This window comes from Campylobacter sp., assembly GCF_019423325.1.
Lineage (GTDB): Bacteria > Campylobacterota > Campylobacteria > Campylobacterales > Campylobacteraceae > Campylobacter_B.
On sequence record NZ_JAHZBQ010000004.1, the window covers coordinates 60,980 to 83,393 of the forward strand.

The 22,414-nt window shown below is 47.4% G+C and carries 17 protein-coding genes; 12 read left to right on the forward strand and 5 right to left on the reverse strand.

The window, feature by feature from the left end:
* Nucleotides 1-33 precede the first annotated feature (33 nt).
* From QZ367_RS09965 to ttdB, 3 genes are read left to right on the forward strand one after another with little or no spacing between them, the layout of a single operon-like run.
* Nucleotides 34-471: a DUF2809 domain-containing protein gene (locus tag QZ367_RS09965; RefSeq protein ID WP_291940250.1), complete on the forward strand. Its 438-nt coding sequence runs from the start codon at nucleotides 34-36 to the stop codon at nucleotides 469-471.
* Nucleotides 472-484: 13 nt separating this feature from the next.
* Nucleotides 485-1,384: a L(+)-tartrate dehydratase subunit alpha gene (gene ttdA, locus QZ367_RS09970; protein ID WP_291940252.1), complete on the forward strand. Its 900-nt coding sequence runs from the start codon at nucleotides 485-487 to the stop codon at nucleotides 1,382-1,384.
* Nucleotides 1,381-1,992, forward strand: coding sequence for a L(+)-tartrate dehydratase subunit beta (gene ttdB / locus QZ367_RS09975; RefSeq protein ID WP_291940253.1), 612 nt, complete (start codon nucleotides 1,381-1,383; stop codon nucleotides 1,990-1,992). The genes ttdA and ttdB overlap by 4 nt, the downstream gene beginning before the upstream one ends.
* A gap of 110 nt (nucleotides 1,993-2,102) precedes the next feature.
* Here the strand turns inward: ttdB and QZ367_RS09980 are convergent, their stop codons facing one another.
* Nucleotides 2,103-3,377, reverse strand: a complete 1,275-nt coding sequence (locus QZ367_RS09980) for a citrate transporter (RefSeq protein WP_291940255.1) — start codon at nucleotides 3,375-3,377, stop codon at nucleotides 2,103-2,105.
* Nucleotides 3,378-3,514: 137 nt separating this feature from the next.
* Between QZ367_RS09980 and QZ367_RS09985 the strand changes: the two genes are divergently transcribed.
* Both QZ367_RS09985 and QZ367_RS09990 read left to right on the forward strand, forming a co-directional pair.
* Nucleotides 3,515-4,492 (forward strand): asparaginase, encoded by a 978-nt coding sequence (locus QZ367_RS09985; RefSeq protein WP_291940256.1) that lies wholly within the window; start codon nucleotides 3,515-3,517, stop codon nucleotides 4,490-4,492.
* A gap of 62 nt (nucleotides 4,493-4,554) precedes the next feature.
* Nucleotides 4,555-5,214, forward strand: a complete 660-nt coding sequence (locus QZ367_RS09990) for a GntR family transcriptional regulator (protein WP_005870820.1) — start codon at nucleotides 4,555-4,557, stop codon at nucleotides 5,212-5,214.
* A gap of 415 nt (nucleotides 5,215-5,629) precedes the next feature.
* Here QZ367_RS09990 and QZ367_RS09995 read toward each other — a convergent pair whose 3' ends face one another.
* Nucleotides 5,630-6,799 (reverse strand): sugar transporter, encoded by a 1,170-nt coding sequence (locus tag QZ367_RS09995; protein ID WP_291940259.1) that lies wholly within the window; start codon nucleotides 6,797-6,799, stop codon nucleotides 5,630-5,632.
* A 766-nt stretch (nucleotides 6,800-7,565) separates the two neighbouring features.
* Here QZ367_RS09995 and nifJ point away from each other — a divergent pair.
* From nifJ to QZ367_RS10025, 6 genes are all read left to right on the forward strand, one after another.
* Nucleotides 7,566-11,147, forward strand: a complete 3,582-nt coding sequence (gene nifJ, locus QZ367_RS10000) for a pyruvate:ferredoxin (flavodoxin) oxidoreductase (RefSeq protein WP_291940261.1) — start codon at nucleotides 7,566-7,568, stop codon at nucleotides 11,145-11,147.
* Between the two features lie 110 nt (nucleotides 11,148-11,257).
* Nucleotides 11,258-11,950, forward strand: coding sequence for an aspartate/glutamate racemase family protein (locus tag QZ367_RS10005; protein ID WP_291940263.1), 693 nt, complete (start codon nucleotides 11,258-11,260; stop codon nucleotides 11,948-11,950).
* A gap of 118 nt (nucleotides 11,951-12,068) precedes the next feature.
* A complete protein-coding gene (locus QZ367_RS10010) occupies nucleotides 12,069-12,392 on the forward strand; it encodes a DUF2325 domain-containing protein (protein WP_005870807.1) in 324 nt (107 codons plus the stop codon).
* Entirely contained in the window at nucleotides 12,379-13,620 is a 1,242-nt protein-coding gene (locus QZ367_RS10015) for a hypothetical protein (protein WP_291940265.1), read from the forward strand. Before QZ367_RS10010 ends, QZ367_RS10015 begins: the two co-directional genes overlap by 14 nt.
* Nucleotides 13,621-13,631: 11 nt before the next feature.
* Complete coding sequence (gene fldA / locus QZ367_RS10020) at nucleotides 13,632-14,123, forward strand: flavodoxin FldA (protein WP_177389208.1); 492 nt, start codon at nucleotides 13,632-13,634, stop codon at nucleotides 14,121-14,123.
* Between the two features lie 299 nt (nucleotides 14,124-14,422).
* The gene (locus QZ367_RS10025) at nucleotides 14,423-15,199 is read left to right on the forward strand and encodes a hypothetical protein (protein WP_291940268.1); all 777 of its coding nucleotides are present in this window, start codon (nucleotides 14,423-14,425) and stop codon (nucleotides 15,197-15,199) included.
* 658 nt (nucleotides 15,200-15,857) lie between these two features.
* On the opposite strand, the gene QZ367_RS10030 is transcribed toward QZ367_RS10025, so the two are convergent.
* On the reverse strand, nucleotides 15,858-19,301 hold the full coding sequence (locus tag QZ367_RS10030; RefSeq protein WP_291940270.1) for an acyl-[ACP]--phospholipid O-acyltransferase: 3,444 nt from the start codon (nucleotides 19,299-19,301) through the stop codon (nucleotides 15,858-15,860).
* A gap of 97 nt (nucleotides 19,302-19,398) precedes the next feature.
* Here QZ367_RS10030 and QZ367_RS10035 point away from each other — a divergent pair, with 97 nt between their 5' ends.
* Entirely contained in the window at nucleotides 19,399-19,926 is a 528-nt protein-coding gene (locus tag QZ367_RS10035; protein WP_291940272.1) for a hypothetical protein, read from the forward strand.
* A gap of 470 nt (nucleotides 19,927-20,396) precedes the next feature.
* Here QZ367_RS10035 and QZ367_RS10040 read toward each other — a convergent pair whose 3' ends face one another.
* Both QZ367_RS10040 and QZ367_RS10045 read right to left on the reverse strand, forming a co-directional pair.
* Nucleotides 20,397-21,047, reverse strand: a complete 651-nt coding sequence (locus tag QZ367_RS10040) for a hypothetical protein (RefSeq protein ID WP_291940274.1) — start codon at nucleotides 21,045-21,047, stop codon at nucleotides 20,397-20,399.
* Between the two features lie 638 nt (nucleotides 21,048-21,685).
* Nucleotides 21,686-22,369 (reverse strand): hypothetical protein, encoded by a 684-nt coding sequence (locus QZ367_RS10045; protein WP_291940276.1) that lies wholly within the window; start codon nucleotides 22,367-22,369, stop codon nucleotides 21,686-21,688.
* Nucleotides 22,370-22,414: the final 45 nt, after the last annotated feature.

A 22,414-nucleotide genomic window follows, 5' to 3' on the forward strand; every position in this document is an offset into this window, starting at 1 on the left:
TCAAATTTAACGGCTAAATTTAAAAGGAAAGCGTTGCGAGGGGAAAATTTAAACGAGCAAAAAAGTGCCGCAAAGCTCGCGCAAAAGCCGCAAACAAGGCAAAGCGCGAGAACGAGGCTAGCGTTTTTAGCCGCGGCTGGCGTGATTTTGGCGGCTGAAATTTACATCGCGATCTGCGTAAAGGGCGGCTTCGTGCGGCACTACCTGGGCGACGTTTTGGCCGTCATCTTGCTTTATGCTTTGACGCGGGCTATTTTTAGCGCGCCGCCTTTAAATTTGCCGCTTAAAATTTTCGCGTTTGCGGCGGCTTTGGAGCTAGCGCAGTATTTGGGCGCGGTGCAAATTTTAGGCGTAGAAAATAAAATTTTAAAAGTAATGATCGGCGGGACGTTTGATTTCGCCGATCTGCTCTGCTACGCGGTTGGCTGCGTCCTGGCGGGCGCTTATGAAAAATTTGAAAGTAAAATTTAGCAAAGGAGAAGCGATGGATAAAGAAAAAGCCGTAGAAAAAATGACCGAGGTCATGGCAAAATTCGTCGGCTACACGGGCAAAGTGCTGCCTGATGATGTGACGGCGAAGCTATGGGAGCTTAGTGAGCGCGAGACGCAGCCGTTAGCGAAGGAGATCTACAAAACGATGTTTGAAAACCAGCGCCTAGCTAAGCAACTAGACCGTCCGTCCTGTCAGGATACGGGCGTGATCCAGTTTTTCGTGCGCTGCGGAGCGAACTTCCCGCTCATCGGCGAGCTTGAGGAGCTGCTGCGAGAGGCCGTACTGCGAGCGACGCGCGAGGCTCCGCTGCGTCACAACAGCGTCGAGACCTTCGACGAGTATAACACCGGTAAAAACGTCGGAAAGGGCACGCCGAGCGTATTTTGGGAGATCGTGCCGGGTAGCAGCGAGTGCGAGATACACACCTATATGGCTGGCGGCGGCTGTAGCCTGCCCGGCAAAGCGACCGTACTGATGCCGGGCATGGGCTACGAGGGGGTCGTGAAATTTGTGATGGACATAATGACGAACTACGGCATAAACGCCTGTCCGCCGCTACTAGTCGGCGTGGGCGTGGGTACCTCGATCGACGTGGCGTCCTTGCTATCCAAAAAAGCGCTGATGAGACCTCTTGGCTCGGCAAATCCAAACGAACGCGCCGCGCTAACCGAAAAGCTGCTCGAAGAGGGCATAAACAAAATCGGCCTGGGCCCGCAAGGCATGAGCGGCGCAAGCTCGGTGATGGGCGTAAATATCGAGAACTGCGCCCGCCACCCAAGCGTCATCGCCGTCGCCGTAAACGTGGGCTGCTGGTCGCACCGCAAAGGCCATATCGTCTGGGACGAGCAGCTAAATTTTGCCGTAAAATCGCACAAGGAGTTCGCGCTATGAGTAAGAAAATTTTAACCACGCCGATCGCGCCCGAGGATCTGGCAGATATCAAGATCGGCGACGTGATCTATCTAACCGGACACATCGTCACCTGCCGCGACGTGCCGCACAGACGCATCGTGCAGGAGGGCTGCGAGCTGCCGCTAGATATAGCAGGCGGCGCGATCCTGCACGCAGGGCCGATCATCAGAAAAACGGGCGAAAAAAGCTTTGAGATGGTCTCCGTGGGGCCGACGACTAGCATGAGGATGGAGAAATTCGAGCGCGAATTTATCGCTAAAACGGGCGTGCGCCTGATAGTGGGCAAAGGGGGAATGGGCGAAGGCACGATGAGCGGCTGCAAGCAGTTTGGCGCGATACACTGCGTATTTCCCGCGGGCTGCGCGGTGGTGGCCGCGACGCAGGTCGAGCAGATCGAGAGCGCGGACTGGACGGAGCTTGGGATGCCCGAGACGCTGTGGAAGTGCCGCGTGAAGGAGTTTGGTCCACTCATCGTCTCCATAGACGTGCACGGAAATAATCTTTTCGAGCAAAACAAGGTCAAATTTAACGAGAAAAAGGACGCGGCGCTAGCTGAAATTTTACCGCAGGTCGGGTTTATAAAATAAAATTTAAACAGTATAAATTTACCACACTGCCAAATTTTATAAAATATTTAGGTTTAATAATAGGTCAAAGCTAAACCGTCGGCTAGATTTAGCCGACGGCTTATGCAAATTTAAAATATCGAAAACATAAATGACAAAACGAATAATACTAATAATCCGAATAGCATATTTGGACGTTGAAATTTATTCGCCGCTTTTAATTCCGATCCCGGGATTACCGGAATTACGGTTGCCAGTGCTGCGACCGGACCTCCCGTGAGATAGTATTGCATCATAGCGCTACCGCCGGCAGCCATAACGGCTAATGATAATGGTGTCGCCGTGCCTAGCGAAAGAGCGGCTTGCAAAAATGGTATGGTTATGGCTACTGATGCAGCATTACTTTGAGTTACAAAACCTGCTAACGCCGATACTATTAGCATACTTTGTATAGGCGCATGAGTTAGCATCGGGGTAAAAATTTGACCGATAAGATCGGCTAATCCAATTTGCTTTATAACGCCGCTCATAAATAAAAAACCTATCGTAGCTACAAGTGGAGTAGCTATCTTGCCGACGCCTTCAAGCATATTTTTTTCGCCTTCTTGAAAATTTAAGACGGAAAGCAAAATTGTGATAATCGCACTTGCAATACCTACTACAAAGACTGGAAATCCTGCAATAAAGCCGATGAAAAGCACAATAAAAGGCAAAAACGCTTTCCAAACCGGAGCTTCGTCAGCCTTTGCCTCAAATTCTTTTGAAATGCGCTCGATATCCTCTTTGCTAAGCGTTGTGCCGCTTCGCATTCTTTTTAATCTAAAAAAGGCACAAGCAAAAACACAAAGTCCGACAAACGTACCTATAACGTTAATTAGTCCGAATCCGATATTTGACACCGCTACGACGGCTACTTGCGTAGGATGAGTAAAACCGCCGTAGTTGCCTAAAATACCGGCATGTCCGTGAATACCAGCGGATTTATTAGGATCTACTCCAAGCTTCACGGATGCCGTACCGGTTATGACCGCAGTAATAGCCGGTTGCGTAAAACCGGTAAGCATACCTATTACCGCAGCCGCTATACCGCCGGCAGTCGCTACGCCTACGCCACCGCCCAGCCTATTTCCTAGTCTTACAATACTTCGAATAATTACATCCATGAAACCACTTGCTTGCATAACGCCGATAAACATTAAAATTCCTGTCATATCGGCAATAACCGGATTTAAACCTCCGATAATAAGAGAGGCCAAAGATACAACATTCTTTGGTCCTGTTACTGGAAATCCTGCTACTAGCGCGCTAATTGCCGAACCGACTATAGCCGTAGTATATAACGGCGTCTTACCGCTTATCATTAAGATAAGCGTAAAAATCATGACGCATTGAGCTGCGACTAACATTGTTAACTCCTTTTTAAAAATTTCGTTGAGCATTATAACATTTTTTTAAAAAATTATATATAATATTTAGTATTTTGTATTGAAAAATTTTAAAATATGGTATAATTTCCCAAACTAAAAAAGCAAAGGAGCAAAAAATGTCAAAGCCAAAAATTGCAGTCGGCGCATTGGGCGGTACGATTTGTATGAGCGCGAACGGTGGACAAGGCGGAGTTAAACCTAGCTTTAGTGCAGAACAGTTAGTAGGCGCAGTACCTGCTTTAAGGGAGATGGTGCAAATAGAGGCTAAAACCTTGCTGGCTCTTCCTAGCGGTAGTTTAAAGGTACAAGATCTCGTAGAAGTTTATAAATGGGCGAAAGAGCAGATTGCTAAAGGAGCAGTAGGCGTAGTCATTACGCAAGGAACCGATACGCTAGAAGAAAGCGCGTTCTTTTTAAATTTAGTTTGGGATGAGTATGCTCCGTTGGTTATTACCGGCGCTATGCGAAATGCCGATTCTATTAGCTCGGATGGTGCCGGCAATATATATGCTAGCGTGTTAACCGCTATTAGTCCGCAAAGTAGAGATCGGGGTGTGCTGGTAGTACTAAACGATACGATTCATAGTGCACTATGGGTTCATAAGAGCAACACCTTTTCTCTGCAAACTTTTGTATCTATAAATGCCGGTATTCAGGGACTTGTGATAGAGAATGAAGTAAAATTTATAACTCCTGCCGTATCGCGTAAAATTTATCCTTTGCCTGACGTCAAATTTCCTAAAGTAGAGATTATACAAAGCTATTTAGGTTGCGAGGGTGAAATGATTGAGCTCGCCTTACGTGCTAATTATAGCGGTATCATAATTAGTGGCGTAGGTGCCGGACATGTATCATATGATATGGTGGATAAACTAAGAGGTGCTCAAATTCCGGTCGTCGTCGCTTCTCGCACCGGTAGTGGGATTTGTGCTACTAAGACATACGGTTATAAAGGCTCAGAGATGGATTTACAAAGTATTGGTTGTATAATGTCTGGCTGGTTATCGCCGATTAAATCAAGGCTTTTACTGATGCTTTTGCTGGCAAATAATATGAATTTGGAACAGATAAAAAAAGAATTTGGGAATTTCTAAGGCGCCGATCTGGATTGTTTTTATATTATTTTTGTATAATACTCCTAAAAAACGGAGAATAAATGATACATCTCAATTCGGATCGTCCCATCACTACGACGGAATTTATAGTCCATAGCCTTAGCCAAGATATTTTAAACGGGAATATAAAATCCGGCTCCAAGCTGAAACAAAATGAAATTTCAAAGAGGTTTAACGTTAGCGCTACGCCGGTAAGAGAAGCGTTAAAAATTCTAACGGCAAAAGGACTGATCAGTTTCGATCCGTTTAAAGGCGCAATTGTAAAAGGGCTTTGCTATAAGGAAGCAAAAGAAATTTATGAACTCAGAATTTTATTGGAAAGCAAACTTATAACGGATGCGTTTGAAAAATATGATACTGAGTATCTACAAAAAGCAATTAATATCCAAGAGCAGATCGAAACTTGCACAGATTTAAACGAATGGGCTTTGTTAAATGCCAATTTTCATCGATGCTTTTGGCAGAGCGAAAGCGGCAGTAGGACGTTTAATATCGTCGAAACCCTTATAATGGCGGCAATCCCATATGTTTCACTGTCTTTGTTTTATAAAAAAACTCATATAAAATCCTCAAATGAGGAGCACAAGGCGATAATAGAAGCGTATCAGAAAAAAGACTTAAAAAAATTAGTTCATCTCAACACAGCACATACTAATAAGACCAAAAATATTTTGGAAGATGCGATAAAAAACAGTCTTTAAGTATTTTTTAAAAAAGTATGAAATCCGCGCTGCGGCAAACTTGTTAAATTCTTATCGAGATTAAATTTATGTCCACTTCTACATCAACCAAAACATTTCCCGATCAAATAGCTTCTAAAATTGCTTTTTAAAATCACATAAATTATATCAAGGGAGAATTGATAAAAAATTTTAAGGCTTTATCGATCGCAGTGATACTGACGCTAAATTTAAGCACTTCGGATATTACGCTTGATGGCAAGGACATGGCGCCGTAAGAAATAGCGCAGATTATAAACGGTGCAACTAGGCGCGAGATTAAATTTATCTGCAAAATTTAGCTAGTCGCATGGATAAATTTTAAAAATTTAAACCCGCAAAGCCGCTGTTTTAAAGTGCCAACTAAAAGCGCGCTAAGCTCTTTCGCAAATTTAACCTACGCGCTATTTTTCTGTGCGAATTTTACGCTTGCATAGAGGTAGCTTGCAAGCCCTAGCGCGCCCAGTATAGCGCCCGCCTCGCCTATGTGCTCAAGCCCGAATCTCGTTGCGACTTGATGTCCCAAAAGCGCTCCGCCGCCGATGCCTACGTTATAAATCGCCGAGTAGATCGATATCGCGACGTCGGTAGCATCGGGAGCCAGCGCCAAAACCCTAATCTGCAAACAAAGCCCGAAGCCGAAAATCCCCACTCCCCAGACGAAAGCTGCAAGCAGCAGCGCTACGTCATTTGCGACAAAAGCTTTTAACGTCAGCACCGAGGCTAGGATAAAAAGGATCGAGCAGATCAAAAAGGCGTTTGGAAAAGAGCGGTAAAGCTTTGAAAAAAGCACGCTTGCGGCGATTCCCGAAGCGCCGAATGCAAGCAGGACGTAGGTCACGAAGTGATCGCCTGCGGGGTTAAATTTCGCCACGAAGGGCTCGACGTAGCTGTAGGTCGTAAAATGCGCGCCTACGATCAAAAGCGTCAGCAGATACAAAGCAAGCAGCATCGGGCGCCTTGCAAGCATCGGCAAGCTCGCAAGAGAGCCCGCGCGGCGACTCGGTAAAAACGGTAAAATTTTCCAAAGAAACAGCGCCTCCGCCGCCGCAAGCGCGCCGATTGCGAAAAACGTGATGCGCCAACCGAAAAGCTCGCCGACCACGCGCCCCAAAGGAAGTCCCAAAACCATCGCAAGCGAGGTGCCCAAAGCCAGCATGCCGATAGCCTGCGAGCCTTTATTTATCGGCGCTACGCGCACGACGAGCGATGAGGTGATCGACCAAAAGATCGCATGCGAAATCGCGATGCCAAGTCGCGCGATTACCAAAATGGTAAAATTCCACGCAATAGCGGCCAGGATGTGGCTTAGCGTAAATAGCACGAAAAGTCGCAAAAGCAGCCTCTTGCGCTCGAGCTTTGAGGTTAGCAGCATCAGCGGCAGCGAGAGTATGCTCACCGCCCACGCGTAGATTGTGATGATTAGCCCCGTACTCGTAACGTCCATGCTAAAATCCGCTGCGATGTCGCTTAGCAGCGCTACGGGGATAAATTCAGTCGTGTTAAAAATAAAGGCGGCAAATGCTAACGCGATAACTCTAGCGTAAGCTATTTTATGGACGTTCATCGGTTTTCTCTTTTCAGCTTTTAAATTCAGACTTTAAATTTAGCGCATTTAGCGGTTTTTAGCTTTTCGAGTTCTGCTCGGAATTTTAAAATTTTAAATTCTGCGCCGTATATACGTGCCGCGTTTCGTGCTAAATCTAAGCGGAGGATTATAGCTAAATTTATCCTCCTCGCAGCTTGCGGAAATAGAATTTACGCTCAAAACGCAAAGTCGCGTGTGGTAAAATTCACACAGCGAGCGATCGATGAAAATTTAAAATGAAATTTGCGCTGCGCTCGGCAGGAGGCAGTAAAATTCCTTATATTTAGCAGAATGTGCTGAAATTTTATATGCCGCGATATAGCAAGCCATAAATACAATTTCGCTACGTCGAGCTTGGATGCGTATAGCGGTTGAGGTTTTGTAGTGGCTAAATTTTATTATCCAGTCTTGTTGCGATATGAGGTCTTTTTATCTTGTGGCAAGTGCATTTTTAAATTTCTTAATTTTCGCGCATTCCCGTCATTTGATATTTAGGTTAGAATTTCGAGTCAGACGGCTAAATTTACATTAATTTCTACCTGTTGCTAGCGAGCTGCGCTTAAAGTACGCAAAATTTTATTTTCAAAGCGGCGAAAGAGCTCGTTCTCAAACCGCCCGTATATAGTGCTTATCGCTCGCCGCTGTGATAAAGCTTTAGGATTTTATTCGGTTTGCGAAGCATTTAAATTTTTAAGCAATAAATATGTAAAATTAGCGAAATTTGATAATTCCAAAGGAACTAAAAATGGCAAAAGTTATGAAAACGATGGACGGAAACGAGGCGGCGGCTTACGTCTCATACGCCTTTACCGAGGTCGCGGGCATCTATCCGATCACGCCTAGCTCGCCTATGGCGGATTACACCGATATCTGGGCGTCGCAGGGCAAGAAAAACCTCTTCGGCATGCCCGTTAAAGTAGTCGAGATGCAAAGCGAGGGCGGCGCGGCGGGCACCGTGCACGGATCCTTACAAGCGGGTGCGCTTACGACGACGTACACCGCATCGCAGGGGCTTTTGCTAAAAATTCCAAATATGTACAAGATCGCGGGCCAGATGCTTCCGGGCGTCATTCACGTCGCGGCGCGCGCGCTTGCGGCGCAGGCGCTATCCATCTTCGGCGATCATCAAGACGTCTACGCCTGTCGCCAAAGCGGCTTTGCGATGCTTGCAAGCGACAGCGTGCAGGAGGTGATGGATTTAGGCGGCATTGCGCATCTTGCGGCGATTAAGGGGCGAGTGCCATTTTTGCACTTTTTCGACGGATTTCGCACGAGCCATGAAATTCAAAAGATCGAGGTGATGGACTATGCCGAGTTTGATCGCTTGCTCGATCGCGAGGCCGTGCGTAAATTTAGAGCTGACGCGCTAAACCCCGAGCATCCTAAAACTCGCGGCACGGCGCAAAACGACGACGTATATTTTCAGACGCGCGAGCTAACCAATAAATTTTACGATGCGCTTCCGGACATCGTCGCGGAGTATATGAGCGAAATTTCAAAGATCACGGGGCGGTCGTACGCACCTTTCGTCTATTACGGCGCAAGTGAGCCGCAGCGCGTGATCGTAGCGATGGGCTCGGTCAATCAAGCCCTTGAGGAGGTGGTCGATCATCTAAACGCGAAAGGCGAGAAGGTAGGTGTGCTAAAAGTGCATCTCTACAGGCCTTTCAGCCTCAAATATCTCTTCGCCGCGATGCCTAAAAGCGTTAAAAAGATCGCCGTGCTTGACCGCACGAAGGAGCCAGGCAGCCTCGGCGAGCCGCTGTATCTGGACATAAAAGCCGCATTTTACGGGCGTGCGGACGCCCCGCTCATCGTGGGCGGCAGGTATGGTCTAAGCTCCAAAGACGTTGATCCCGCGCAGCTAATCGCCGTGTATGAAAATTTAAAGGCGGACGAGCCTAAAAACGGCTTTACGATCGGCATCGACGACGATGTGACGCATCTATCCCTGCCCGTGGGAGATAAAATTTCGCTCGGCTACGAGGATGAGACCGAGTGTTTATTTTACGGTCTGGGCGCAGACGGCACCGTGGGCGCGAATAAAAATTCCGTTAAAATCATCGGTGATAAAACCGATCTTTACGCGCAGGCGTATTTCGCCTACGACAGTAAAAAATCGGGCGGCTACACGCGCTCGCACCTGCGCTTCGGCAAAAGACCGATCCGCTCGACCTACCTCGTCTCAAATCCGCATTTCGTCGCCTGCTCGGTCGCTGCGTATCTGGACATCTACGACGTCATCGGCGGCATCCGCGAGGGAGGAACCTTTCTTTTAAATTCCATCTGGGATGCCGAACAGACGGCGGCAAAGCTTCCGAACAAGGTCAAAAAAATTCTAGCTGCCAGACGGGTAAAATTTTACATTCTAAACGCCACTAAGCTAGCACGCGATATAGGGCTCGGAGGCCGCACTAATACGATCATGCAATCGGCGTTTTTCAAGCTCAGCGGCATCATTCCGTTCGAGCAGGCGCAGAGCTATATGAAGGAATACGCCAAGAAAACTTATGCCAAAAAGGGCGAAGCGGTCGTGGCGATGAACTGCGACGCGATCGATAGGGGAGCGGACGCTTTAGTGCAGGTAGCGATCGACCCCGCGTGGGCAAATTTAAAAGATGATGCAGCGGGCGCGGACGACAAATACAAGGGCGACGAATTTATAGAAAAGATCGTAAAACCGATGAACGCGGCGCGCGGCGATAGCTTGCCGGTGTCGGCGTTTTTAGGACACGAGGACGGCGGGTTTGACGCAGGTAGCACGCGATTTGAAAAGCGCGGCGTAGGCGTCACGGTGCCTAAATGGATCGAGCAAAACTGCATCCAGTGCAACCAGTGTACCTTCGTCTGCCCGCACGCCGTAATCAGAGCGTTTTTGCTAGACGAAAAGGACGAGGCCGCCGCGCCTTTAAATTTAAAAGATCACCTGCTAGAAGCCAAGGGCAAGGAGCTGAAGGGGCTAAAATATAAGATCCAAGTAAGCCCGTTAGATTGCACGGGCTGCGCGCTTTGCGCCGAAAACTGCCCGAGCAAGGAAAAATCGCTCGTCATGGTGCCGCTTGAAGAAGAACTCGCAAAAGGCGAGCAAGAAAGCGCGGACTTTTTATTCGAGCACGTAAGATACAAAGACGATTTGATGGACAGATCAAGCGTCAAGGGCGTGGGATTTGCGCGCCCGTATTTTGAATTTCACGGCGCGTGCCCTGGATGCGGCGAGACGCCGTATATCACGCTGATCACGCGACTTTTCGGCGATCATATGATCGTAGCCAACGCCACGGGCTGTAGCTCGATCTACGGCGGATCGGCGCCTTCGATGCCGTACCGCAAGGACGAGAACGGCCGCGGCGTCGCGTGGGCAAACTCGCTTTTTGAGGACAACGCCGAGTTCGGGCTGGGAATGAAGATCGCAAGCGAGACGCTGCGCCATAAGATAGAGGATCTGATGCTGGGCTCGCTCCCAAGCGTGCCAAACGCGCTAAAGGCGCTTTATCACGACTGGATCGAAAACAGAAACGATACGCTAAAATCCGCTCAGATCAGAGATAGGCTGGTGCCGCTGCTAGAACAAAATTTAGACGCGCCGGGGGTTCGTGAAATTTTAGAACTGAAGCAGTATCTAAACAAAAAATCGCAATGGATCATCGGCGGCGACGGCTGGGCCTATGACATCGGCTACGGCGGACTTGATCACGTGCTGGCTACTGGCGAGGACGTAAACGTGCTGGTGCTAGATACGGAGGTTTATTCAAACACCGGCGGACAGAGCTCCAAGGCTAGCCGCCGCGGCTCGATCGCGCAGTTTACCGCAGGCGGCAAGGCGGTGCAGAAAAAAGACCTCGGCCAGATCGCGATGACCTACGGCAACATCTTCGTCGCGCAGGTAAATTCCAACGCAAACCAAGCCGCGACGCTAAAGGCGATCATGGCGGCGGAGGCCTACCCGGGACCTAGTCTCATCATCGCGTACTCGCCGTGTATCGCGCATGGCATCAAAGGCGGCATGGGCAGCTCCGGCGATCAAGCCGAGCTTGCGAGCAAATGCGGCTATTGGCCGACCTATACCTTCGATCCGCGGCTTGCGGAGGAGGGTAAAAATCCGCTTAAAATTTCATCCAAAGAGCCCGACTGGAGCCTTTATGAGGAATTTTTACTAAACGAGGTCCGCTACAACGCGCTTAAAAAAATCGATCCGGAGCACGCGGGCAAGCTTTATGAAGCCAACAAAGCCGACGCGATGAGGCGTTACCGCCAGCTAAAACGCCTCGCAAATGCCGATTTCGGCGATGAGGTTGTCTCTACGGACGCCGCAAGCGAGAATACTTAAGCTTTGCGGCTATTTGTTGAAATTCCGGCTCTGCGAATTTTGCAATCCGGAATTTTATTAAATTTCGCGGGACTGCATAAAATTCCGTATAAATTTTAAAAGGAAAATCCATGAAAAAAATCGGACTAATCGGCGGCATGAGTTACGAATCTACGATTACCTATTATGATGGGATCAATCGCAAAATTAACGAACGTCTAGGTGGGCTAAGTAGCGGCGAAATCCTGCTAAGTAGCTTAAATTTCGACGAGATCGAGCGGTGTCAAAGAGATAATGAGTGGGGCAGGGCGGGCGAAATTTTAGCTCGTCACGCGCGGGTTTTGCAAGGTGGCGGCGCGGATTATATTTTTCTTTGCACCAATACGATGCATAAGTGCTACGAGGCGATAAAAGCCGCTATATCCGTGCCTTTCGTGCATATCGCGGACGCCACGTTAAGTGAGCTGCGAAAACGTGGCGTGCAAAAAGTAGGGCTGCTCGGTACGATCTACACGATGACGCAGGATTTTTACAAACAGCGCCTAATAGAGGGCGGCGTAGAGGTGCTCGTGCCGAACGTGGACGAAATGGAAGCGGTAAACGAAGTAATTTTTGATGAGCTTTGCTTTGGTAAAATCTTACCGCACTCCAAAGAGAAATTTTTGCAGATCATTGAAGGGCTTAGAGCTCGCGGCGCGCAGGGCGTGATACTGGGCTGCACGGAGATCGGGCTGCTCGTATCTCAAGCAGATACCGCCGCGCAGCTATTCGATACTACGCAGATCCACATCGATGCGGCAGTAAGTCTAGCTTTAAGCGAGTAAATATCAAATATGAGCCGGTAAAATTCCAGCTTATAATTTCAAATTTTTATATATATTATCAGTTAAATTTAATCTTTCTCTGTTATAATAACGACTATCAATCATATAAGGGGATGAAATGAACGTTTTAGTTATAGGAGCAGATGAGATTACGCCCATTAAGGCGGTTTTAAAAGACCTTGGCGCGAGCAATATCGAGCACTGGGATGCACGAAATGAAAATCGCGTAAATCGTAAGCCGATCCCGCAAGATACCGAGTGTGTCGTGATGCTTACGAGCTTTTTAAACCACAACACGATGAAAAAAATCAAAGGCGAAGTAAAAAAGCGCAAAATCCCGCTTGTATGCGCTAAAAGAAGCGTTAGCTGCGTATTTTGCGAATACTGTAAGGTTTTCAATTTAAATCAAGAATTTGGTTGCAGACCTTGTGAAGATGATTAAAATTCCAAGGAATTTAAATAATGCCGGCAAGTCCAGGCAAGCGGTTAAAAAATCGCGCACTACGCCACAATTAAATGCTTATGACGATGAAACAGGCGAGCTAAATTCCAAGGATTTTTTAAATTATAGCAAATTTAACGCTACTTGCCTTGCGCATGTCGAAAGTAAAAAATTTAGCGGCAAATCTAAAAAGTTTTCAAGCGGCAAATCGGACGCACTTAATCATAATGCCTCTAAGCCGCATGCTGCAAAGAGCGCGCAAAAAGACGGCGCGAATAGGAATTTAACGGCAAGGGCTTTTTACGACACTGGCTCAGCGCAAAAGAATTTTTTCTGCGCTAAGCGTTCGGACGAGAAATCAGCTTTATTACAAGATACTACCGCGTCAAAACGAGATATCGCGGCGCGCGAAAAACGCCAAAAAACGGATCTGCGGCGCGATAATGAGCTTATTGATGATGAAATTTTAAATGCCGAAGCTTTTAATAAAAAATTCTTTAGCGGCGAAATTTTTGGCTTTGATGCGAACGGGAGCGAGATTGCGCCAGAGGCGCTGCGGGATTATAATGCGGCTTCGCGAGCGCGAGCGATGCTAGCTCTATATAATTTTAACGTTAATGCGGATTATAGAATTCCGCCCACAAATTTAAAGGGCGCTTCGCAGTTTCGTACCGCATTTTTAAATTTTATCGCTTCCGAGCTTAGGCGCGGGGCTCGTAAAATTTACCGCTTCAAGCCCGCCGTGAAATTTTGCGTGGCGGATAACGCGATAATCTTTTCTTATCTGCGCGGCATGCCACTGCCCGTATTTGTCGCCAAGCCCGCTTATAAGCTAACTCGCGCGATCGTGAGTCTGCGTAGCGGATTGCTGCTAAATGGAGACGATGCGTTTCGCAACTTCGTATTTTGCAAAATCACGCTTCGCAATGCAGGCGCACAGCTGCAGCTTGTGGGCAAATCAGGCGAGCTCATCGTAGTTCGCAAGAGCGGTTTTAGCCTAGGCGTGGTTACGAGCTTTAAAAAAATTTTACCTCAAAATCCAGCCATTTATGATAATGATATAAAAAAAGCGCTAGAGCTTTGTCGCGGAGCAAACCTCGATGCCGTGTATCTTGTATATCCAAAAAATGAAAATTTTAACCGCCACGTCGAGATAAAAAGCGAATGCTTTAAGGGAAATTTCATTATGAAATTAGTACCATACAAGCTTACCGACAAAATTTATTAAAAGGATACCAAATGGTTGGAATTATTTTTGGAAGCTCGATGGGCAATACTGAGGACGCCGCGAAGCTGATCTCAGAAAAGCTAGGCATAGAAAACGAGCTAAAAAACGTTGCGGACATCGCGCCTGCAGATCTAAATAAATACACTGCGCTCATCATCGGCAGCTCTACATGGAACGACGGAGAGTTGCAGGACGACTGGGCGGGCTTTGATTTCTCAGCCCTTGATGTCGCGGGCAAGACCGTCGCGATTTTTGGTATGGGCGATAGCTCGAGCTACAGCGATGCGTATTGCAACGCAATGCGCGAGCTATACGACAACTTCAAAAAAGCGGGTGCAAATATCGTAGGTGCAGTGCCTACCGACGGATATGAATTTGACGAGAGCAAGGCCGTAGTGGACGGCAAATTCGTAGGTCTCGCGCTAGACAATGACAATCAAAGCGATCTCACCGAGAGCCGCATCGAGGCGTGGGTAGCGCAGATCGCTCCATCTTTTAAATAGTCCTCCTTTAAATTTGCCGTGGAGCGTGCGCTTCGCGGCAAATTAGAATTATCATTAAAGCTCTAGCTAAATTACAAAGCTATAAAATTTTAAAACTTCTTTCTGCTTGTAATTTTTTGCATCACACTGGCAAATAAAATTTAGCCTATTTTATCACATAAAATTTTGTTGCCGATAAATTTAGTGAGATTTTAAAATATTCCGCTAATGCTTAACAATTAATCTCAAAATTTACCTCAAATTTAATTAAATTTTAAGCGGGGGGCTAGTATTCCTTACTTTAATCTTAAGGAGTAAGTATGAAGCTCAGATATATGATGGGTGCCGTAGCGGCGGCTTTGGTGTTAGCAGGATGCGGTGAGGACGAGATAGAACTCGTCAAAAACTATACTTTGCCCGATTTTAAATCTATGAGTATAGGCACGGCGATCGAGGGGTCGAAAAGATGTAAAAATATCACGTGGTCGAAGGCTGATCGCGGTGGGTTAAAATCCGTCACGATGGTGTGCGACATAGATGTGGAGGCAATAAATGCCGAACGCGAGAAAGCGACTAAAAAACGTCTTGAGGAATATAGTAAAGATGCTATAAATAGCAATATGGATAGTACTATGGAGTTTTATAGGGGTAAAGCTTATGATAGGAATAGCTTGCTTCAGCTAGCTAACAAGCTTTGCAAACTAAACGACACGAAATTCCAAGAGACTATAAAAGCAAAAGGTAAGATAGAATACAAAGATCAGAAGGAATTGATCGATTGCGATAAGTCGCTAGAGGATGAAATTCTAAAAGACCAAGACCCCAAAAAAGATAAGACATATCTATCGGGCGTATTAGATTTCTTGAAAAGCGCGGTGTATTATTCGCAATTGACGCCCGAGCAATTAAAAGCTAGTTATGGCGCATCTAATAAAAAAGCGCCGTCTAGCGCAACAATAGAGCTTAATTTCGTCGCCAATAACGATAAAAGCGTAGATTTGGCGCCGGGATTTAAGATAATGTCCGATGGCAAAGAGGAGCCTGCCGGCAAAAATGATACATCTAAAGACGCACTAGCAGTATTTTATGCAAGATAATATGCTGCGGAATTCTTGAGTAGCGGAGCGGGATTTAAAAATTCGCTCCGTTACGAAATTTAAAGAATTTCATTCTCGGTAAAATTTCATAGAATTTCGATAGAATTTTGTGGAATTTCGTCTGTGGTTTCGACGTAAAATTTTAATGCGGAATTTCATGGCTGAGTCGATATATCGCGCTTGTTTGCCACGATTAAAATTCCTTTTTATGTCGCGGCGTGGAATTTTAAGCACGGGATTTCATATTTTACTAAGACGCCTTATGCGCGTAATTTTACAAACTAAATTAATAGAAATTTAGCAGTTAGATTTTTCTCGACTTTGAATTTTGCAGCCTGAAATTTAATGCCTTAGACCCCCCCAGCTTCACAAATCCACATCGCGAAATTTTGCCGTCACGCTCTTGTTTTATAGCCAATAACGACGAGTAGCGTCAGTAGCCCCGTCATCTTGCACTCGCAGCGTATTTTTATCGCACGGGCTTTTCAATTCCTAGAGTTTTAAATTTCATACCATACAATTTCAATCAATTAAAATTTTGCACCGCAAAATTTCGCCACGCTACGATACAACCAAAATTCTACCACTCTGCGATATAGCCGGAATTTCGTGGTTTTAAAGCCTCGCACTAACCAAATCCTTTTACTTAGATTTTGCCCTAAAGCCCGAGCTCTATCGCCAGATCCTTTACCGCTTTGAGATTTACCTTGCCGCTGCCTAGCACCGGGATTTGCTCGACCTTTTTTACGACGCTTGGCTGCATTATCGGCGCCAGCGCGGAGTCCTTCAGGCGGCGCGAAATTTCATCCTCGCTCACCTCGCCCACGTAAAGCAGAGCGATCTTTTCGCCCTTTTTCTCGTCTTTTAGGTTCACGCACGAATAGATCGCGCTTTCGCCTAAAATTTCGCCCACGGCGCTCTCTACCGCGCCCAGGCTGATCATCTCGCCACCGATTTTGGCAAAGCGCGAAAGGCGGTCGGTGATAAACAAAAACCCATCGTCGTCGATATAGCCGATGTCGCCGCTCTTGTAGTAGCGCACGCCGTTTATTTGCGCGATCGCCTCCGCGGTTTTTGCCGGCTCATCGTAGTACTCCTTCATAACCTGATGTCCGCCGATTAAGATAAGCCCCTCCTGCCCGTTTGGCAGCGGCTGTAGCGAGGTGGGATCGGTGATCTTTATGACCGTGCCCGCAAGCGGCAAGCCGACGCTCTTTTCGCGGTTGAAGTGAAGCTCTTTGAAAAAATCGGGCTCGAGGACGTTCGGCGTATTTACGCTCACCACCGGTGCAGTCTCGGTCGTGCCGTAGCCCTCGTAAATTTCGATGCCGAATTTTATCTTAAATTCCTTGCGGACGTTTTCGTTTAGCTTCTCCGCGCCCGCAATCGCCAGGCGAATGCTTGCTAGCATAAGCGGATTGAGCCTTTTATTTTTGGTGTAGAGCCTAAAAAACGTCGACGTGCCGAACATTATCGTAGCGCCGTATTTTGCGCTCATCTTGCCGACGCTAAAGGCGTCCGTAGGATCGGGCACGTGGATGCTTAAGATTCCGTCGTTTAGCGGAAAGAGCGTCGTTACGGTAAGTCCGAAGCAGTGAAAGATCGGTAGCGACGCTAAAATCGCATCGTGCTCGTTGGCGTTTATGAGCTCTGAAATTTGACGGACATTCGCCATTATATTTTTATGCGTCAGAACCACGCCTTTGGGCTTTCCCTCGCTGCCGCTGCTAAATAAAATGGTTGCTACGTCATCTATCGCGTGCGGCTTAAAATACAGCGCGCGAAATAAAATTTTAGGCATTAGCAGCGATTTTAGCGCGCAGGCTATGCGCTCGTTTTTAGAAACGCCCTCGCTTAGATCCTCAAGGTATACGAGCCGATCGCCGATCGAACTATCCAGCTCAAAGCCCTTTGATTTGAGCTTTTCTACGAATTTGCGCGAGCTGATGATCGTGCGGATGTTTGCTTTATCCGCGCAGTAGATTAAATTTTCCTCGCTTAGCGTGTAGTTTAAATTTACGCTCGTTTTGCCCATCGCAAAAAGCGTTAAATTTACGGCGCTTGCGATGACCGAGCTAGGCAAAATGATACCGACGTTTTCCTCGCTGCTTATGCGACTCTTTAGCCTTTTGCGAAGTATCAAAACGGCGCTCATCATCGCTAAATTTGTGAAGCTCACTCCAGTGCTATCGACCGCCACGCGCTTAAAAGGCGATCTTTTGGCTTGATTTAGCCAGTTGTAGGCAAGCGGCTTTAGGCTTGCGAGGTATTTGCCCCAGCTGAAAAACGACAGCTCCGTTACTGCGCGCTTTACCTCGTGCGCTTTGGAATTTGCCTCAATTGGCGCGCCGAAGCTTACGCGAAGTGCGTTTTTGCCGCTTTGCGAGATCGTTCTTTTATAATGCTCGCTGGCGCGCGAAAATGTCGACCCCCAAAGCCCTCTGATATAAAAAGGCACGATTACGGAGTTCGTATCGTGCGCGGCGAGCTCAAATCCGCCCTGAAACTCGTCTATGCGGCCGTTGTAGCTGATGTGTCCTTCGGGGAAGAGCCCCACTACTTCGCCTGCATTTAGCGCCTCGCGGATGCTTTCGATCGCGCTTTTGCTCACGCCCGCTCCGATCGGAATGACGCGGAAAATTTTAAAAAACCACTTCAAATACCACAGATCGTAGTAGCTGCGATGCATCACGAAGCGCACTCCGCGCGGGCACGCAAGCTGCACCACCGCCCAATCGATCCAGCTGATGTGGTTTCCTAAAAGCAGTACGCCGCCTTTTTGTGGGATGTTTTCGACGCCGTCTACGTGGACCTGGTAGCCGAATTTCATAAACGGAATGAGTAAAATTCTAACGAAAAGCTGCGGCAGATATTTTGCGCCGAAGATCCCGCAGATAAGAACGTAAAGAGCAGCCATAACGAAAATTTCGCCGCTGGCGACTGCAAAATGCACCAAGATGATGGCGATGAGCAAAAATAGCACCATAAAGATATTTTGGATAAAATTTGAGCCTGCAAGCACCCGCCCCATGCGCTCGTCGGCGGTAAAAAACTGAATTACGGCGTTGAGCGGTACGATGAAAATTCCGCCGCTAAATCCGAAGAAAAACGATGCCGCACCGAGCCAAAATACCGAGTGCGTGTTGGCTAGCACCATTAGCGCGAGCGCAAGCCCGAATGCGCCGAACGGCACGATACCGAGCTCGATATGTTTTTTGCAGTAGCTGCCCGCAAAGATCGAGCCTAGCGCGATTCCGATCGCACTAAGCGCCAAGATCACCTGGATCACCATTACGTTGTCGCTGCCGCTAAGGCTCTTGTAGTGAGCGGGAAAGGTCGCGATCACGAGCTGTGAGACTGCCCAAAACATCGCAAGTCCCAGCGTACAGAGCAGGACGTTTTTGTCTTTTAGCACAAAATTTAAATTTTGCCTTAGATAGCGAAGTTTAAGATAGTCGTCTTTATTAAATTCCGCCTGTGGCTGCGCGGCGTCGAAGAATGGAATTTTATACGAGTAGTATGTTTCAAGCACGGAGCCCGCGACCAAAAGCACGCCGATGAACCAAACCGAGCTCATCAGCTCGCCCGCGTCGCTGCTGCGAGCTGCAAACAGCTCGAAAATTACCGAAAAAACAAGCGATGAAAGCAGAATCGCGATGATGGTAAGCGCCTGCACGAGGCCGTTTGCCGCGCCTAAATTTTTCGCGCCGACGATTTTTTTAATCAAGCCGTATTTAGCGGGCGAGTAGATCGCACTTTGCGCCGCAAGCAGGATCGTCATAAAAAATGCGAAATAAAACCATCCGCACAGATAACCTAGCGTAATGAGCGCGGTAAGCGCGACGCCGAGTTTCGCGCAGACCCGCGTAATGCGGGTGCGCGAGAATTTATCGTTGAGATAGCCGCTGGCGCTAAAAAGAAATATGTAAGGCAGCAAAATCAGCAAATTTACAAGCGATGTTAGAGCGATGAGAGCGCCTGAATCGGCGCTTTTGACAAGGACGTTTTGAATCGTGATCTTATGGCCCAGATCAACGCTTGCGTTGATAAACATAATCGCCAAAAACGGCAAAAATCCGTTGATTTTTAATAAAGATTTCACGGGCGCTCCTTTAAAAACGGGATTTTATCTCACGGAAGTTAACGGACGCAAATTTAAGGCGGCTTCGCTACAATTACGCAAAAATTAAAGGAAAAATATGAAAGTGCAAATCACAAATCGCGACGTCGATAATCTCAATAAATTTATGCTGCTTTACAGCAAAAAGGCGCGCAAGCAGCGCCTAGTCAGCACCTATGCCATACCATTTGAGTTTTTGCTCGTTGGCATCATCATCGACGGGCTTTTAAAAACGGCGCCGATTGCGAGTATATCGTCGGTTATTTTGGGTGCGGCGTGGCTTATTTTTTATCCGAAATTTTACCGCAGCATGCTAAGAAAGCATCTGGCTTCCGTCAAGCTCGCGCAAAACTCGAACATAGAGATGGAATTTATCGCGGGCGAGGATGAAATTTCATTTTCGAAGGGCGAGCCGCGCGCAAGCGAGAAATTTGCCGCGCGCTCACTAAATCGAATCGCTGCGGGCGGGGAGAATTTTTTCTTGGCGTTTGATCGCGGCTTTCATATCGTGCTTCCAAAAAACGCCGAAACGAACGCAGCGGTGCAGCATCTCGCAGATCTGCGCGGTTTGCAGATCGAGCCCGTGGATATGGACGTTGAAATTTAACTCAGGCGTAGCCTGCACCGCTAGCGTCGTCGGGGGATGGGTGGGGTTTTGGGGCGAGCAGAGCAATGCGGTGCTGCGGAGCAGCGCCACCCTCTGCGAGAGGTGTGACCTCGCAATTGGGGGCCCCTTCCCGCCCCAAGAAAAACATATCGCGGGCTAAAATTTAAACGGAATTTCATTTTGTAATAAATTTAAAATTTCTCTATGTAGAATTTGCCTCTAGAATTTGGGGCGTGGCAGCGTTTTCTCTTAAGGGGGAAGGGGCGCTACTAGCTCTGCTTCGCTGCGCTCGCAAGAAACGCCGCCAGGCTAAGCCTTGCGTCGCTACGCTCGTTTTGCGAGAGTGCTCCCCTTCCCCCTTAAAATCCCCCAACCTCTGGCACGCTCAAGGGGCGAGCTACGCTCGCGCTAATTTTAAACTGCGGCTGGCGGCGTAAAATTTTGGCTAAAATTTTGCGTTCAGCTCGCCGTTACGCCTCGCACATCTCCTCTGCTAGGCGCTTTTTATAGGCGTATCTAAAATAAGATGACAAAGCTGGCGGCCATATTAGCGCTAAACCTATCGCTAACACCACGCTAGCCCAGCGCAAGAGTACCGAAAATATTTCTGCATAGTTTGCCGTATTGATATCAAACCATGCCACTGGCATGAAGTTTTGGATTGCGATTAAATATATAAGAGCACTTGTTAGCATGGCGGGTAGAAAATAATTCAAGACATTTAATTTTTGGTAGTTTATATCCGCGGTAAGATAGCCTACCACACACGCAATAAAAATAAATGAGTATAAAGTAGCGCGCAATATTGCTAGGCGTTGTAACCCGAGAGCTTGATTGCTGGCGTTGTCATCGTTTGTGTTTTGATTATTTTTGTTTGAGTACCCTGCAGCAAAAGCAAAATGTGCGCCTGTCGCCACAAAGCAAACACATTGCGTAAAATCGTAAAGTAGACAAATAGAAAACCATTCCAATATATCTAAATCATGGTAGTCTTGAAGCTTCTCACTTACCAGATAAAGCCCTGATATTCTTACTACACAAAACATTGCCGCGAGTAAAATCGGATGCAGCGCGAGCCTGCCGCTCCTTAAATCAGAGAGTAAATTTTTAAAATATCCCATGCTTTCCCCTTAAAATTCCGCGGAATTCTAAAATCCCGAAAGAACTCCGCGCATAGTCTGTGAGTAGAATTTTATAATTATTCTAATGCGGAATTCTACTACTAAATTTAGAATTTTGCGGCGAGGAATTTTGAAATCAAAGTATGTAACGTAAGCCGTTAAATAAAAATGCTCGGGCGCAGTCCGCATCGCTAGCGTCGTCGGGGGTTGGGTGGGGTTTGTGGGCGAGCAGAGCAATGTGGTGCTGCGGGGCAGCGCCACCCTCTGCGAGAGGTGTGACCTCGCAATTCAAGCCTCCTTCCCGCCCCAAGAGAAACATATCGCGGGCTAAAATTTAAACGGAATTTCATTTTGTAATAAATTTAAAATTTCTCTATGTAGAATTTGCCTCTAGAATTTGGGGCGTGGCAGCGTTTTCTCTTAAGGGGGAAGGGGTGCTACTTACTCTGCTTCGCTGCGCTCGCAAGAAACGCCGCCAGGCTTAAGCCTTGCGTCGCTACGCTCGTTTTGCGAGGCGCTCCCCTTCCCCCTTAAAATCCCCCAACCCCTGGCACGCTCAAAGGGAGAGCTACGCTCGCGCTAATTTTAAGCTGCGGTTGGCGGCAAAATTTTGGCTAATTTCTGCGTTCAGCTCGCCATTACGCCTCGTGTATCTCCTCTGCTAGGCGCTTTTTGTAGGTGCGCTTGAAATAAAACGCCCAAATTAGCGGAAATATTATCTCCAGCCCTTTCCAGAAAATAAACGGAAAATCAAAATAGGTAGTATACCTATGCCCAATCCCAAAACCTATCCAAACTGCATAGTAAGCAGCCACATAGCTTATCACGAAGATAACGCCCCAAATTAGTACTTCGGAGCCGGTCGTAACAATCCAGATCGCAATCAAATAGATTAAAGCGCTTGCTAGCGCGGTCAGGAAAAACCAATTTAGAACGCCTAATTTTTGATGGTCTATATCCGCGCTAAGATATCCCGCCACGCACGCGATGATGCACAGAGCGCATAAGATAGTGCGCAGCGCTGCTAGAAAGCGTAGCCCGCGGGGTCGTATCGCGCCTTCGTAGCCGCTGTTTTCGCAGCTACTACTTTGGCTGTTTTTGCCGCCCCGCCCCGCGACATAGACAAAATGCGCGCCTAACCCTACGAAGCAGGCGCATTGAATAAAGTCCATAAATATGAAACTGCCGAGCGTCTCTCCGTACTTACCTATTAGCCTAGGCCACGAAAACTTCACTATGCAAAACGTCGCCGCGAGCAAAACCGGGTGCAGCGCGACCCTGCCGCTCCTTAAATCAGAGAGTAAATTTTTAAAATATCCCATGCTTTCCCCTTAAAATTCCGCGGAATTCTAAAATCCCGAAAGAAC

What these genes read in the sequence shown, in the direction of transcription:
- nifJ (WP_291940261.1), top strand. Translation starts at nt 7,566, where the DNA reads ATGGCAAAAGTTATGAAAACGATGGACGGAAACGAGGCGGCGGCTTAC.
- QZ367_RS10035 (WP_291940272.1), top strand. Translation starts at nt 19,399, where the DNA reads ATGAAAGTGCAAATCACAAATCGCGACGTCGATAATCTCAATAAATTT.
- QZ367_RS09995 (WP_291940259.1), bottom strand. Translation starts at nt 6,799, where the DNA reads ATGAACGTCCATAAAATAGCTTACGCTAGAGTTATCGCGTTAGCATTT.
- QZ367_RS09980 (WP_291940255.1), bottom strand. Translation starts at nt 3,377, where the DNA reads ATGTTAGTCGCAGCTCAATGCGTCATGATTTTTACGCTTATCTTAATG.
- QZ367_RS10045 (WP_291940276.1), bottom strand. Translation starts at nt 22,369, where the DNA reads ATGGGATATTTTAAAAATTTACTCTCTGATTTAAGGAGCGGCAGGGTC.
- QZ367_RS10040 (WP_291940274.1), bottom strand. Translation starts at nt 21,047, where the DNA reads ATGGGATATTTTAAAAATTTACTCTCTGATTTAAGGAGCGGCAGGCTC.
- ttdB (WP_291940253.1), top strand. Translation starts at nt 1,381, where the DNA reads ATGAGTAAGAAAATTTTAACCACGCCGATCGCGCCCGAGGATCTGGCA.
- QZ367_RS10010 (WP_005870807.1), top strand. Translation starts at nt 12,069, where the DNA reads ATGAACGTTTTAGTTATAGGAGCAGATGAGATTACGCCCATTAAGGCG.
- QZ367_RS10025 (WP_291940268.1), top strand. Translation starts at nt 14,423, where the DNA reads ATGAAGCTCAGATATATGATGGGTGCCGTAGCGGCGGCTTTGGTGTTA.
- QZ367_RS10005 (WP_291940263.1), top strand. Translation starts at nt 11,258, where the DNA reads ATGAAAAAAATCGGACTAATCGGCGGCATGAGTTACGAATCTACGATT.
- fldA (WP_177389208.1), top strand. Translation starts at nt 13,632, where the DNA reads ATGGTTGGAATTATTTTTGGAAGCTCGATGGGCAATACTGAGGACGCC.
- QZ367_RS09985 (WP_291940256.1), top strand. Translation starts at nt 3,515, where the DNA reads ATGTCAAAGCCAAAAATTGCAGTCGGCGCATTGGGCGGTACGATTTGT.
- QZ367_RS09990 (WP_005870820.1), top strand. Translation starts at nt 4,555, where the DNA reads ATGATACATCTCAATTCGGATCGTCCCATCACTACGACGGAATTTATA.
- ttdA (WP_291940252.1), top strand. Translation starts at nt 485, where the DNA reads ATGGATAAAGAAAAAGCCGTAGAAAAAATGACCGAGGTCATGGCAAAA.